This is a genomic window from Reyranella sp. (assembly GCF_965279465.1).
Taxonomy (GTDB): domain Bacteria; phylum Pseudomonadota; class Alphaproteobacteria; order Reyranellales; family Reyranellaceae; genus Reyranella.
This window is the reverse complement of the sequence record NZ_OZ257242.1, coordinates 3,675,024-3,689,512: the sequence shown is the minus strand read 5'-3', so window position 1 is coordinate 3,689,512 and position 14,489 is coordinate 3,675,024. Positions and strand designations below refer to the sequence as shown.

Below are 14,489 nucleotides of genomic sequence, written 5' to 3'. Positions count from 1 at the left end.
CAGAGATGGCAATGAGCCCGGAAATCACGGCAGCGGCGTTTGCTGCCCATTTGCAATGTCCTACAAAGGGATGGCTCGTGCGCGCCGGTGAAATTCCCACCAACGCGTTCTGGTCATCAATTCGTGCAAGCGTAGCTGAGGCCTATAAGGCAAAGGCAGCAGTCGGCCGCGTCGCCCTCCTTACGGGCACAGCCTCGACCATCGACGCCGAATCCACGATGTGGGACACCAACAAACCCATGCACCCGCATCAGCGTCGAGGCGCCGCCTCGCCGGACAGCTGCCCTCAGGTCATCCCCATTCTATATTCTCCTTGGGAGCGGCTCGACAAATCGGGCGAGCTTCTTGTCGCTTTCGCGGCCTTGGCGCTTTACCAGGGGCCGCGCTGTCCAATGCCAACCGCCGGATGCATTGTGAACGGCGAGCACTTTAGGCTGAAGCGGGTCGACATCGTGCCCCAGCTATCGAAGGCGCAGGAAGTCCTAGACGTTATGGTAGCATTGGCCGAATCCCCCGCACCGCCCGGCCCAGTTCTGAACGAGCATTGCCCCGCACGCGAGTATCAGTCGCGCTGCCGCGGCATTGCTATCGAAAGGGACGACCTGTCCCTGCTCACTGCTATCACGCCGAAGGAGCGTACGAAATTCAGAGCCAAAGGCGTCACGACGATCACACAGTTGTCTTACGGATATAGACCGAGGCGACGGAGGCGACCGAAATCGACGCCGCGACGAACCGAGCTGCAAACCCGGCATGATCACAAGCTAAAGGCCTTTGCGCTGAAAAAGGGCAAGATTCATGTCGTCGGCACGCCACTAGTCCCTTCCGACGGTCACCCGGTCTTCATCGATGTCGAGGGCGCGCCGGACCGCAACTTCTATTATTTAGTAGGCCTTCGCCACCATAGTAGCGGGGAACCCGTTCATTGGTCGTTCTGGGCCGATCGCGCGGAGGACGAGGGCCAGATGTGGCGACAATGCCTCGGCAGACTCCGTCAGGTCGAAAACCCCCAGCTGTTCCATTACGGCGCGTACGAGAGCCGCTTTCTCAGGAAGATGAGGGAGCGGTGGCCGCCGGACGACGCCGATACCGAGTTCGTCGACCGGCTCATCGAACGGGCGGTGAACATCCTCGCGATCATGTACGGACGGGTCTATTTCCCCACGCACACCAACGGCCTGAAAGAGGTCAGCCGGTGGTTGGGCTTCGAATGGCACTGGCCACACTCGTCCGGTCGCGCAGCGATCTTCGCGCGGCGGTACTGGGAACTGACGAGCGATGACAAGCTCAAGCAGGAGCTGATCATCTACAACGGTGACGATTGCCACGCCGCCGAAATCGTGGCCGACGCCTTGGTGCGCCTCAGCGGCGATAACAAGGAGCGCGGACTCGACCCGATCCAAGTGGGCTCGCTGGAAGTACCGTTCCAGAGGACATTTGGCAAACTGCAATGCGCGCTTCCGGAGTTCGAGAAAATTAACGCCGCGGCTTATTGGAACTACCAACGTTCACGCGTCTATATTCGAACTGACAAGACCATCGCGAAATCGACCCGCAGGAAACGACTTGCCAGCCCGGCCACCTCCGCCAACAAAGAGACGACTGTAGATGACAAGCCTGAAACCTGCCCGAAATGCGGTTCGACAAAAGTCTGGTCCTTCGGCGAGATGGCCAGGACTATCTATGATCTGAAGTTTATTAAGGGCGGGATCAAGCGGTGGATGATCCGATATCGTTACCGACGACACCGGTGCGGCAACTGCCGTGCCGAGATGACAATCTTCTACCGAAAAACGAAATTCGGCCCCAACCTTCGCGCCTACGTCGTCTATCTCGTTATCGAGTTGCGCCTGTCAAACCAGAAGATCAGCGAGCACCTTGCGCAGGTTTTGGGCGTGGCCGTCCTAGCCAGCGCGGTTCACGAGATGAAATCTGAGGCCGCGCGGCTGTATGAGCCCACGTACCGTTCCATTTTGCGAGAGATCGCGAGCGGCCCTCTCGTCCATGCGGACGAGACAAAGGGGGTGGTTTACGGCGGCGGCCACTATGTCTGGATCTTCACCAACCTAACTTCGGTCGCGTATGTTTATTCGCCTTCCCGAGAGGCGGTCGTGCTGGAGGACGTCTTAGCCGGATTCGAAGGCGTGCTGGTGAGTGATTTCTATGGCGGATACGACGCCGTTCCCTGTCGCCAGCAGAAGTGCCTGATCCACCTAATGAGGGACATCAACGAGGAACTTCTCAAGCAGCCCTTCGACGAGGAATTGGCGTCCATCGCCCGAGAATTCGGTTCGCTCCTGCGCGAGATCGTTGAGACCGTCGACCGGTGGGGCCTGAAAAGGCATCACCTGGGAAAGCACAGGCGGGCGGTCGAGCGCTTTTTCGGAAAGGTTGCCGCCATGCCCTGTTCCACCGAGTCGGCGACAGCGCTTCAGAAGAGGATCGGCAAAAACCGCGAGAAGTTGTTTACGTTCCTCCACTGCGACAGTATTCCTTGGAATAACAACAATGCCGAGCATGCGGTCCGAGCGTTCACCCGCCTGCGTAACACTATGGCCAGCAGCACGGCGAAGGGCACGGCCGACTACTGCATCCTGCTCAGCGTGCAGCAGACCCTTCGGTATCGCGGCATTGACTTCCTTGATTTCCTGAGATCTGGGAAAACGGAGATTGATGCCTGACGAAGCACCACCTCGCTGTCGGCGTTGCGGGCACTTGGTAAAAGCCAGATTAACCATCAGGGTCGCCCAAGTCATTGTCGAGGGGTATTGCTTGACCGACCTCCATTGAAGCTCGCTATTCTCCCTCCCATCGCCTTGAATGCTGACGAAGGCTCATGCAGGAACCCTCTGCCCAGGAAGTGCTGGCGGGCCTTGTCGAAAGGGTCACGTTCCACGATGCCGAGAATGGATTCTGCGTCCTCCGGATCAAGGCGCGCGGGCATCGCGACCTGATCACGGTCATCGGTCACGCCGCCATCATCTCCCCCGGCGAATGGGTCACCGCGTCGGGGGACTGGGTCAACGACCACACCCATGGCCAGCAGTTCAAGGCGCGCTTCATGCGCACCTCGGCCCCGACCTCGATCGACGGCATCGAGGAGTACCTGGGCTCAGGGATGATCCGCGGGATCGGTCCGGTCTATGCCAGGAAGATGGTCAAGGCATTCGCGGAGAAGGTGTTCGATATCATCGAGGCCGAGCCGGACCGGCTGCGCGAGGTGACCGGCATCGGCGCCGTGCGCGCCAAACGGATCACTGACGCCTGGGCCGAACAGAAGATCGTCCGGGAGATCATGGTGTTCCTGCACAGCCATGGTGTCGGAACAGCCAGAGCGGTGCGCATCTTCAAGACCTACGGCTCGGACGCCGTGCAGGTCATGACGGAAAACCCCTATCGCCTGGCACGCGACATCCGCGGCATCGGCTTTAAGACCGCCGACGCTATCGCCATGAAGCTCGGGATCGAGAAGACCGCGATGATCCGGGTTCGCGCCGGGATTTCCTATGCCCTGACCGAGGCCATGGACGATGGCCATTGTGGCTTGCCGACCGAGGAACTCGGGCCCCTCGCCGTGGAGTTGCTCGAGGTCTCAAAGGAACTTGTCCAGTCCGCGCTCGACCTGGAAATGGCTGAGGGAACGGTGATTGCAGCCACAGTCGGGGAAACGGCCTGTGTGTTCCTTGCCGGCCTGTATCGGGCCGAAAAGGTCATTGCCGAGCGCATCCTGAAGATCTTGAACGGCAGGCTTCCCTGGCCATACATCGACCCCGACAAGGCGTTGCCCTGGGTCGAGCAGAAGACCGGCTTGTCACTAGCGGAAAGCCAGGTCGCGGCCATTCGGCTGGCGTTGATCTCCAAGGTCCTGGTCATCACCGGCGGTCCGGGCGTGGGCAAGACGACGATCGTCAACTCGATCCTGCGCATTCTGGCGGCAAAGGGCGTCAACCTGCTGCTTTGCGCGCCGACAGGCCGGGCCGCCAAGCGCATGACCGAGGCAACCGGGTTCGAGGCAAAGACCATTCACCGGCTGCTCGAGGTCGATCCCAAGGCCGGCGGCTTCAAACGCAACGCTGACAGCCCGCTCGACTGCGATCTGCTGGTCATCGACGAGACCTCGATGGTCGACATCATGCTGATGCAGGCGCTGATGAGGGCCGTTCCTGATGATGCCGCGTTGCTGATCGTGGGCGACATCGACCAGCTCCCTTCCGTCGGGCCGGGCCAGGTACTGGCCGACGTAATCTCCTCTGGAGCGGTGCCGGTCGTCCGATTGACCGAGGTGTTCCGTCAGGCCGCCCAGAGCCGGATCATCTCCAGCGCGCACAGAATCAACCACGGTGCGTTGCCGGATCTTGCGAAGCCTGAAGGCGACAGCGACTTCTACTTCGTCCCGGCCGAGGACCCCGAATCCGCCGTGCCGCGGATCGTCGAACTGGTCAAAACGCGGATCCCGGCGCGCTTCGGCCTCGATCCCATCCGCGACATCCAGGTGCTGTGCCCGATGAACCGCGGCGGCGTCGGGGCCCGATCGCTCAACATCGAACTCCAGAAGGCCCTCAACCCCGCCGGCGAGCGTAAGGTCGAGCGCTTCGGCTGGACCTTTGCGCCCGGTGACAAGGTCATGCAGATCGAGAACGACTACGACAAGGAGGTCTATAACGGCGACATCGGCTACGTCGACGATGTCGACCCCGACGCCGGCGAGCTGACTGCCAGCTTCGATGGTCGCGCGGTCACCTATGGATTCGGAGAACTCGATACACTGGTACCAGCCTACGCAGCGACGATTCACAAGAGCCAGGGCTCGGAATACCCTGCGGTGGTGATCCCGGTCCTGACCCAGCATTACGCCATGCTGCAGCGGAACCTGCTCTATACCGGCGTGACCCGCGGCAAGCGGCTGGTCGTTCTCGTGGGACAGAAGAAAGCCGTCGCCATAGCGGTGAAGAACGTTTCCGGGCGCCGGCGCTGGTCGAAGCTGAACGAATGGCTCGCCGCATCCTCTGTCAGCTCTCGTGCCCTGGCGTCATGAGGACGTCACCGTGGTAGCCCCCGGCATGCTGCAGAACCCTTCCGTCAGGAATTGGCTTGGCGGGATAGTGCCGGCCTGGACATTACTGGACCAGCCGAGCTTTGACGCACTCCGCATTCCACTCACGCCACGAGGCGGCGCTATTCGCCTTGCCGTGGATTTGTCTCGCGAGGAAATTGATCAGTCGGCCGTCGCACGGAACGCCCTGGTCCTGTTGAACTCGGCGGCGGCCGGTCGCGGGCTGAAGCTGACCGCCACAGGCAACATGTTGCGCAGTGTCGTGGCCGAGATGCGCGATCTCTTCACCTGGCCCGGGTTCGACAAGACCGAGGCGTTCCAATTCAACAAGGTGATCAACGAACCGGACTTTCTCCCGCTGCACTTCGTTCGTCATGTTGTCGAAACGGCGGGATTGGTGCGCAAACGCAAGGGCTACCTGAAGATTACTTCGAGCGGACGGCAGGTCCTCGAGGATCGCGCTCGGCAAGCCCTGCAACCCCTCTTGTTCCACGTCGCCCTGTGGGGCATCGATCTCGGCTATTTTGGACGCGGCTTGCACGACGACTGGCCGCAGCGCGACATCGGCGTTCTTTTGTGGTCGTTATCGATAGCTGCGAACGACTGGGAGTCGCCCGAGCGCCTGACCCGGTTGTGCACCATCCCGGTCAACGGCGTGCTGGAGGCCCAATGGGACACCGGAACCATGGCGATGGAAGCAAGAATTCTGCGTCCACTATGGTGGTTTGGCCTCCTTGAGTACCGACGAGAAGAGATTCCCGGTCGCCGATTCGCGGCGTTGCATTTCTTTCGCAAGACGCCGCTGTTCGACCGCTTCCTCTCTTTCAACGTCAAGCTTGAACCGACGACGGCCCATCGCCATTGACGCGAAAGTACGCCGAAATTCCTTCTTCACCGCACTGCTTCGCTGGTGAGTGCATTTTTCGGTTTCTGATCAATTCCACAGCGTCATGGTCGCGCCAATTGACCATGAACCCACTACATCCCGATCGACGACGCCCACCGAACGCGTGACCGAACTTGGCCAAATCCTTGCCCACGGCCTCATGCGTCTTCACGCCCGGAAGTCCAGTCGACTATCTGCCGACCGTGGAGACAGTTCCGTCGACTTCCTGCCCGACCAGAGCGGTCATGCCGGCGCCCCGAAACGGAGAACGGCATGAAGCAACAAGACACCGTGTTGGCCCGCGTCGCCGCCCTGAAGGCGACGTCCACACCGAAGCTGAAGGAGCAATGGCAAGCGCTCTTCGACACCCCGCCCCCGCCCTACAACAGGCGCTTCCTCGAGAGCCGGCTGGCGTACCGCATTCAGGAACTGGCCTATGGCGGGTTAAAACCCGAAACGGTCCGCCGGCTCGAGCAGCTCGGCGAGCAACTCGACGGCGGCATTATCGCCGTGAGGAAAGTGCGTGGCAGCGACCAGCCGATCGCCGGCACGCGTCTCCTGCGCGCCTACCAGGGCGTCGAGTACACGGTGACGGTGATGCAGGACGGCTACGAATGGCAAGGTCGGCCGTACAAGTCGCTCTCGGCGATTGCCCGGGCGATCACCGGCACCCGTTGGAACGGGCTGGTCTTCTTCGGCCTGAAGAACCGGCGGAGCGCGGCATGAAGAAGCCGCTCGTCCGGAAGCTTCGCTGCGCCATCTACACGCGCAAGTCGTCCGAAGAAGGGCTCGACATGGAGTTCAACAGCCTCGACGCCCAGCGCGAGGCCTGCAGTGCCTACATCTCCAGCCAGCGGGCCGAGGGTTGGCTCGAACTGGCGGACCAATACGACGACGGCGGCTTCTCTGGCGGCACGCTCGAACGGCCCGCATTAAAGCGTGTCCTCGCCGACATCGAGGCTGGTCGTCTCGATGTAGTGGTCGTCTACAAGATCGACCGGCTGAGCCGTTCGCTGATGGATTTCGCAAGGCTGGTCGAGGTGTTCGATCGGACCGGCGTGACTTTCGTCAGCGTCACCCAATCCTTCAACACCACCACCAGCATGGGGCGGCTGACGCTGAACGTGCTGCTGTCGTTCGCCCAGTTCGAGCGCGAGGTGATCGGTGAGCGCATTCGCGACAAGGTCGCGGCCTCGCGCAGGCGCGGCATGTGGATGGGTGGCTTCGTGCCGATGGGCTACCGGGCCCAGGACCGCAAGCTGGTCATTCATGAACCGGAGGCTGCGGTCATTCGAATGATCTTCGAGCGGTTCCTAAAAGTCGGCTCGGCGACTACGCTTGCTCGACTGCTGAGGGCCGAGGACGTTCGCAGTCACCGGGGCCGCGTCATCGACAAGGAGAGCCTGTACCGAATCCTGCGCAACCAGGTTTATATCGGCCTTGCTGTGCATAAGGGCGTCGCATATGCCGGCGAGCACGCGCCGATCATCAGCCAGTCCCTTTGGGACAAGTCGCAGTCGATCCTGCGCGAGAGCCCGAGGACGCGGGCGTGCCGCTCGAGGGCTTCCACGCCAGCTTTGTTGAAAGGCCTCCTGTTCGGTCCGAGCGGCCGCGCCATGAGCCCGGCCCACACCCGTCGCGGCGGCAAGCTCTACCGCTATTATGTCTGCCAGGCGGCGCTGAAGGGCGAGATCTCCGACGCCGCGATACGGCGCGTGTCGGCGGCCGCCATCGAGGCTGCGGTCATCAATCAGCTGAGAGCGCTGCTCAAGTCGCCGGAGATTGTCATGGCCACGTGGCGCGGGGCGAACGCAGGTGTCGAACTGCCGGAGGCGATGGTAGGCGAAGCGCTGGAACGCCTCGACCCACTGTGGGACGAGCTGTTCCCCGCCGAGCAAGCCCGCATCATACAGCTGTTGGTCCAGAGAGTAGACCTCAAGCCTGATGGGCTGGAGCTGCGTCTCCGAACGCAAGGTCTGGGACATGTAGTGCAAGAGCTCGGCGGCATCGGTGACGGTTTCCGGAGGGCTGCGTGAGGCCCGCCCGCGATTCCGGCGTCGTCACCATCAAGGTGCCGTTCGCCGTCCGCAAGCGCGGCGGCCGAAAGCTGGTCTTGGCCCCTGACGGCGCGCCCGTACCGCCCGCAGCACCGCACATTGACAGCACGCTGGTGAAGGCCATCGCTCGCGCGTTTCGGTGGCAGAAGATGCTCGAGACTGGGCGGTTCGCCACGATCAACGAGATCGCCAGAGCGGAGAAGATCAATTCATCCTATGTCAGCAGGGTGCTTAGGTTGACTCTGCTGGCTCCCGTGACAGTGGAGGCGATCCTGGATGGGCACGCAGATGTTGCCCCGACGCTTGCGGAGGCGATGAAGGTGTTTCCGGTCGAGTGGAGACTTCAGCGAGGCGCGCCTTGATGCGCGATTGCCAGCGTTTGGCCAAGGCGAATTTGAAGTTTCATGGAGGCGACGACTTCGGCCACCGATCACTTAAGTAACAATTCTGTTCATTGGCGAGCGCCGGTGGGACATTGACAACAGATATGGACAAACATCGCCGCGCACTGGGGCAAAGACCGCTTCCCGCCTCCCGCTTGCCTGTGCAGATGCTAACGCTCGGTTCCCCTCAGGGACTGCCGGTGACGGGCGCCAGCGCTCGCTTGGTCAGGACAACGTCATTGCCCGCCGCGTACAGATAGCAGGGGCCGGCCTGAGAGGCTCGGCGCGCCTCCGCATTGCAGGTGTCGAGCACCTGGGTTTCGGCTTCCCGTTGGCTCGCGGCACCGGTCGCCGTGACAAGTCGGCCCGAAGGATGAAGAGCCGCAGCCTTGGCGCCGGACGAGTCCCTGTAGCCAACGATGTCCGCGCGCTTGCGCAATGAATCGTTGACGACGGGTATCCTCTCCGGATCGAAGGGGCCCTGGTGCGAAACCCGGGGCATCGGTCGCGGTGTCGCGGCGTCGGAGTCGCTCACGCTGTCGTTGACAGCGACGATGAGGCACGCAGCGCCGTGGCGCACTTGGCAGCCCTCCAGCGCCCTCTCTTCCGCTGTCGCGGCACTGTCCCAGCCTGCCGTGCGCCAGCTGCGCGACGGCGGCAGCGCCGCCATCGCCTTGTTCCGGGCCGACGATTGATAGCTGGCAACCTGCGATTCGTGTGCAGCCACTTCCTGTCCCGGCAACAACTTTGCCAACCGTTCGAGCAACTTTGCCCGAACCCTTGTCTCGTTAGACTTTTCTGATGAAGCGGCGCCGGCAACGGGCGGGATGGTCGGCGGCGGGGTGATCGGCGTCGTCGACCGAAGCGGGAGCACGATTCGATTCTCGACCGCATAGAGATGGCAAACGTCAGTCGCCTTTAGGCGCGTGACTTCATTCCGGCACGCCAGCAGCGCCTGTTCCTCTGCCTGCCTCTGGGTCGCGGTTCCGCTAGCGACGGTCATGAAGCCCCACACGTTGTAGGCGGCCGCCTTGGGGCTGGGCTCGGTGAAATAATTCGCGATGTCCTTGCGCTCCACCTCCCCGGCACGCAGCCCGGGAATCTGGTCGATCCTGAAGGTGCCCGAATACCGGACGCGCGGCGCGTCCGTCACCGGCCACACACCTCCGGGCCCGGGCGTCACGACGGCGTCGTTGACGGCCAACAGGGCACAGGGCTCGCCAAAACGGTGCTGGCACTTCTCGAGCACTTTCTCTGCGGCCAGCTCGCGGGTGGGCCAGTCGCCGGTGTAGCGGAGCCTTGCGGCCGTGGGAGCAAGGGCCACCGCACGGTTCGGCTTCATGGCGACGAAACCCAGCACGATCTCCTTCCGTGAGTCGGCGGAAATCGCCGGAGCGGTCTTGGCAACAACCGCCTGAAGCTGCTGATCGAACGGGCTTGGCGACATCATCTCGAGGACGGTCGGCCCAAACGCCCAGAGCGCGAACCCGACGGCGGCAAGACCGGCGATGCCCACTCCAACCAGCACGTTGCTCCTGCGCGGACGGGCGGCCGCGGAAACAGCTCTTTGCGTTTCTTCGACCGGCCTCTCCTCAGGCAGCGCCGCGATATCCGACGCCGACAGGCCGAAGACACCGATCGTCCGCGCAATGTTCTTGACCGCATGTTCGCCGAGATCGGCAAACGACAGCGAAAGTTTGTCGCGGACCTGATCATTCGCGGCGCGCGAAATGCAGACCCCTCCGGGCTCGCAAAGCCCTTCCAGGCGCGCCGCAACATTAACGCCGTCGCCAAAGATATCGCCGTCATCGATGATGATGTCGCCGATGTTGATGCCGATGCGGAAGACGATTCGCTTCTCCTCCGCGACATCCTGGTTGCGGGAGAACATGCCTCGCTGGATCGCAACCGCGCACGCGATTGCGTCGACGACGCTGGCGAATTCCAGGAGCAATCCATCTCCGGTCGTTTTGACAAGCCGCCCGTGATGCCTGGCAACAACCGAATCGACTAGCACGGCGCGATGAGCCTTGAGGGCCGACAAAGTTCCTACCTCGTCGATGCCCATCATTCGACTGTAGCCGACGACATCCAGGGCAAGGATCGCCGCAAGGCGGCGTTCGACGGAGGCTGGCGGTGGCATCAAGGCGGCTCCCAAACCCGATCACCTCGCATTCTACCCGACCGTCTGCAACCTGACGACGTGCGAATCACCACTGATCGCGCAAACGAGCCCCAACATCAATGCGGACTTGTTTCGCAGCGAGTTGCTGCCGCGTCAGCGTGCTTGGTGGTGGCCACGTTGCGCACTCGAAGTGCTGCAGCAGGGCTTTCGGGAGGAAACGCGTTCGCGATGCATAAACGTGACGATCGCCCTGCGCGTTCTGACCGTGAGTGAAGAAGCGCTGCGGCATGACGAGTGACAGATTGTCCTTCGCCCGCGTCATGGCGACGTAAAGCAACCGCCGCTCCTCTTCGATATCGGCGGTTGTGCCGGTGCCGAGGTCGGACGGTATGCAACCATCGACCACGTTAAGCACGAAGACCGCCTTCCACTCCTGACCCTTGGCGGAATGGATAGTCGAGAGGCATAGGTAATCCTCGTCGAGAAGCGGGACGCCCGCCTGGTCGCTCGTGGCGTCGGGCGGATCCAAGGTCAGCTCGGTGAGGAAATGCTCGCGCGAGGTATAGCCGGCGGCGATCTGCTCGAGCTGCAGCAGGTCAGCCAGACGCGCAGCGGCGTCTTCGTGAATCCGATCGAGATGTGGTTCGTACCAGCGTCGAGCTTGCTCAATTTCAGCCGGCCAGCCCGCCTTGCTGCCCGTGAGCTGGTGAAGGACTTGGACGAAGCTGGCCCAATCCCCGCCGGTCCGCGGCGGGGCAGCAATGGTAGCCAGGGCAAAGAGTGGATCTGGCCCTTCGGCCATCTGATCGAGAGCGTGCTGAGCAGATAGTGGCCCGACGCCCGGAATGAGGAGCATGAGACGGAAGCCGGCGACCTTGTCCCGCGGGTTCTGCGCGAACCGCAGCAAGGCGAGCAGGTCCTTGACGTGCGCGCTGTCGAGGAACTTGAGACCACCGAACTTGACGAAAGGAACATTGCGGCGCGTCAACTCGACTTCCAGATGGCCGCTATGGCTGGACGTTCGAAACAGAACCGATTGCTCTTTCAAGACGGTGCCGCTCTCGCGGTTTTCCAGCACGCGGTCGACGATATAGCGGGCCTGGTCTCCCTCATCGCGGACACTCACCAACATCGGCCGCTCGGCTGACTGACGTTCGGTCCAGAGATTCTTGGTGAAGCGCTCAGAGGCGAGACCAATGACCCCGTTCGCTGCGGCCAGGATTGGCTGTGTCGAGCGATAATTCCGGTCGAGCGTGACGATATCGGCGGCTGGACTGAAGCTCGCCGGGAAATCGAGGATGTTGCGAACGGTAGCGGCCCGGAAGGAGTAGATGGCCTGAGCATCATCGCCGACAACAGTGAGACCTCTCCCGTCGGGCTTGAGCGCCTGCAAGATCGACGACTGAAGGCGATTGGTGTCCTGATACTCATCGACCATCACATGGTCGAACTTGGCGCCGATGTCGCCGGCCAGGAGGGGGTCAGTCATCGTCTGCGCCCAGAAGAGCAATAGGTCATCGTAGTCTAGGACGTTTTGGGCCTGCTTGGCCTCGACATAAGCCCTGAACAAGGCCCGCAGCTGCTCCTGCCACGCGGCGCACCAGGGAAAGTTACCCCGGAGCACGACATCCAGCGGTTGCTCCGCATTGACGGCGCGCGAGTAGATTTGAAGGCACGTGCTTTTGGTCGGGAACCGGCTCTCCGTCTTGGAGAAGCCAAGTTGATGCCGGACGAGGTTCATGAGGTCAGCGGCATCTTCGCGGTCGTGGATCGTGAAGGCAGGGCTAATCCCAATCTGTTCGGCGTATTCGCGCAGGATCCGTGCCCCGATTCCATGGAACGTGCCGGCCCAGGTGAGCGCATCTCCCATCGCGCCCACATGCGCGCCAGGAACAATCCGGCTGATCCGCTCGATGCGACGCGCCATCTCCGTCGCCGCCCGGCGGGAGAAGGTCATCAACAGGATACGGCGTGGGTCTGCGCCATTGGTGATGAGGTGCGCAACGCGATGGGCCAGCGTGTTGGTCTTGCCCGATCCCGCGCCGGCGATGACAAGAAGCGCGGGAGCTGGAACGCACTCATTGTCTTGAACGCCATGCTCCACAGCTCGCCGCTGTTCGCGATTGAGCTTGTCGAGATACGCTGCGGTCATGGACGGCAACGGGTGCTTAAAGGGCAGCAACGAATAGAAGTATTCGGCGATCTTGTTTCGTGCGAGCGCTCATAGCCGACGGTACGTCGCGCCGAAATGCGCAGCGTGCGCCAATCCGGCGCCGACATTGCGAGAAAGATTGCACATAGTCCCCGTATAGGAACAAAATCAGAACAGGTCGAGTCGCTTTTTCTTGCGCTCGGCGCCGTTAAAGCGGTCGGAAAGCCGATCGAAAAGCGTGACTCGCGTCGCGGCAAATACGACCGCGCAGCATCTACGATCCCCATGAACACGTCGACACGCTCAACGTGAAGGCGCGGGTCAACAAGTTCGACGCTCATTGACTCGGTCGATCGACCGAATTATTCTCGAGATATTCGGTCGATCGACCGACAATGCGCTATAGCCACGGAGGATGACATGGGCGGTATCGCTTCAGTCCTGTACGGCGTCGCGGTTTACGGGCTTTTCCTCGGCACTTTCCTCTACGCCATCGCCTTCGTCGGCAATCTGCCGGCACCCAAGACGATCGATAGCGGGGAAGTTGGACCGCTGACGCTGGCGCTGGCGATCGACACGGTCCTGCTCGGCCTGTTCGCCGTCCAGCACAGCGTCATGGCGCGACCCGGCTTCAAGCGCTGGTGGACCCGCCGGGTGCCCGAGCCTGTGGAACGCACGACCTTCGTGCTGTTCGCGAGCCTCGCCTTGCTGCTGCTCTACTGGCAATGGCGGCCGATGCCCGGGCCGGTGTGGACGGTCACCAACCCGATCGGTGCATTCGCGCTGCAGGCGATCTTCTGGCTCGGCTGGGCGCTGGTACTGCTCAGCACCTTCATGATCAATCACTTCGAGCTGTTCGGCCTGCGCCAGGTCTACTGCCGGCTACGCGGCAACTCGCTGCCGCCGGCTGGGTTCAGGACGCCTTTCCTCTACAAGCGGGTGCGCCATCCGATCTATCTCGGCTTCCTGCTGGCATTCTGGGCGACGCCGGCGATGACGATGGGCCATCTGCTGTTCGCAGTGGCGACCACCGGCTATATCCTGATCGGCATCCAGCTCGAGGAGCGCGACCTGATCGCCGCCTTTGGCGACCGCTACCGCCGCTATCGCGAGCAGGTCTCGATGCTGATCCCGCTGCCGCGGCGACGCGTCCAGCCGGATGAGGGCACGCCGGCCAAGCTCGACCGGCTCTGACACGACAGCGGGGTGTGGTGATGCGTCAGGCGGCGGCGAGGAAGATGGAGACCGGCACGTCGCTGCTCGAGGCGGCCAAGAAGGTGCTGCACCAGAAGGGCTACTCAGGCCTGTCGACGCGCGACGTCGCGGCGGCGGCCGGCGTCCCGCTCAGCCAGATCCATTATCACTTCGGCTCCAAGCAGGGTCTCGTGCTCGCGCTATTCGACTACCTCAACAACGAGCTGCTCGATCGCCAGACCGCGTTGTTCGGCGATCCGGTACTCACGCTCTCGGAGCAATGGGATCGCGCTTGCGGCTATCTCGACGACGACATCGACTCGGGCTACGTGCGCGTCCTGCAGGAGCTGATCGCGGCGAGCTGGGTAGACAAGGCGGTCGCCAAGATCGTGCGCGCCGGCATCATGGGCTGGGTCGAACTGATCGTGGGGCTGGCGCGCAAGGCCGAGAAGGAGCTCGGCGGCCTCGGCCCCTTCACGGCGGAGGAGATCGGCGCACTGGTGGCCAACGCCTTCATTGGCGCGGAGAGCCTCCATCTGCTGGGCTTCGAGAAGCAGGGCTCTCCCGTGCGGCAGGCTCTGCGACGGGTCGGCGACCTGATCCGTGCGCTCGAGGCGCGGCCGCGCGGGAGGTGAGGCG

General features: G+C 62.4%; 10 protein-coding genes. 8 read left to right on the top strand and 2 right to left on the bottom strand.

Annotation, left to right across the window (positions count from 1 at the left end; genetic code table 11):
* The first annotated feature begins 11 nt into the window (after positions 1-11).
* The 6 genes from tnpC to ACQY8M_RS18025 all read left to right on the top strand — a co-directional run bounded on the left by tnpC (position 12) and on the right by ACQY8M_RS18025 (position 8,358).
* Positions 12-2,681 carry an IS66 family transposase gene (tnpC, locus tag ACQY8M_RS18050; RefSeq protein ID WP_428674691.1) on the top strand — a complete coding sequence of 890 codons (2,670 nt, stop codon included), beginning with the start codon at positions 12-14 and terminating at the stop codon, positions 2,679-2,681.
* A 155-nt stretch (positions 2,682-2,836) separates the two neighbouring features.
* Positions 2,837-5,035, top strand: a complete 2,199-nt coding sequence (recD2, locus tag ACQY8M_RS18045; RefSeq protein WP_428674689.1) for an SF1B family DNA helicase RecD2 — start codon at positions 2,837-2,839, stop codon at positions 5,033-5,035.
* A gap of 25 nt (positions 5,036-5,060) precedes the next feature.
* A complete protein-coding gene (locus tag ACQY8M_RS18040) occupies positions 5,061-5,918 on the top strand; it encodes a hypothetical protein (RefSeq protein WP_428674687.1) in 858 nt (285 codons plus the stop codon).
* A 294-nt stretch (positions 5,919-6,212) separates the two neighbouring features.
* Entirely contained in the window at positions 6,213-6,665 is a 453-nt protein-coding gene (locus tag ACQY8M_RS18035; protein ID WP_428674685.1) for a DUF2924 domain-containing protein, read from the top strand.
* Positions 6,662-7,975, top strand: coding sequence for a recombinase family protein (locus ACQY8M_RS18030; protein WP_428674683.1), 1,314 nt, complete (start codon positions 6,662-6,664; stop codon positions 7,973-7,975). The genes ACQY8M_RS18035 and ACQY8M_RS18030 overlap by 4 nt, the downstream gene beginning before the upstream one ends.
* Entirely contained in the window at positions 7,972-8,358 is a 387-nt protein-coding gene (locus ACQY8M_RS18025; RefSeq protein ID WP_428674681.1) for a hypothetical protein, read from the top strand. Before ACQY8M_RS18030 ends, ACQY8M_RS18025 begins: the two co-directional genes overlap by 4 nt.
* 208 nt (positions 8,359-8,566) lie before the next feature.
* Here the strand turns inward: ACQY8M_RS18025 and ACQY8M_RS18020 are convergent, their stop codons facing one another.
* Positions 8,567-10,522, bottom strand: coding sequence for an adenylate/guanylate cyclase domain-containing protein (locus tag ACQY8M_RS18020; RefSeq protein WP_428674679.1), 1,956 nt, complete (start codon positions 10,520-10,522; stop codon positions 8,567-8,569).
* Positions 10,523-10,589: 67 nt separating this feature from the next.
* Positions 10,590-12,656, bottom strand: coding sequence for an ATP-dependent helicase (locus tag ACQY8M_RS18015; RefSeq protein WP_428674677.1), 2,067 nt, complete (start codon positions 12,654-12,656; stop codon positions 10,590-10,592).
* Positions 12,657-13,076: 420 nt separating this feature from the next.
* On the opposite strand from ACQY8M_RS18015, the gene mddA reads away from it, so the two are divergent.
* Together mddA and ACQY8M_RS18005 are read left to right on the top strand one after the other, a co-directional pair.
* Complete coding sequence (gene mddA, locus ACQY8M_RS18010; protein WP_428674675.1) at positions 13,077-13,850, top strand: methanethiol S-methyltransferase; 774 nt, start codon at positions 13,077-13,079, stop codon at positions 13,848-13,850.
* A gap of 20 nt (positions 13,851-13,870) precedes the next feature.
* A complete protein-coding gene (locus tag ACQY8M_RS18005; protein ID WP_428674673.1) occupies positions 13,871-14,485 on the top strand; it encodes a TetR/AcrR family transcriptional regulator in 615 nt (204 codons plus the stop codon).
* Positions 14,486-14,489: the final 4 nt, after the last annotated feature.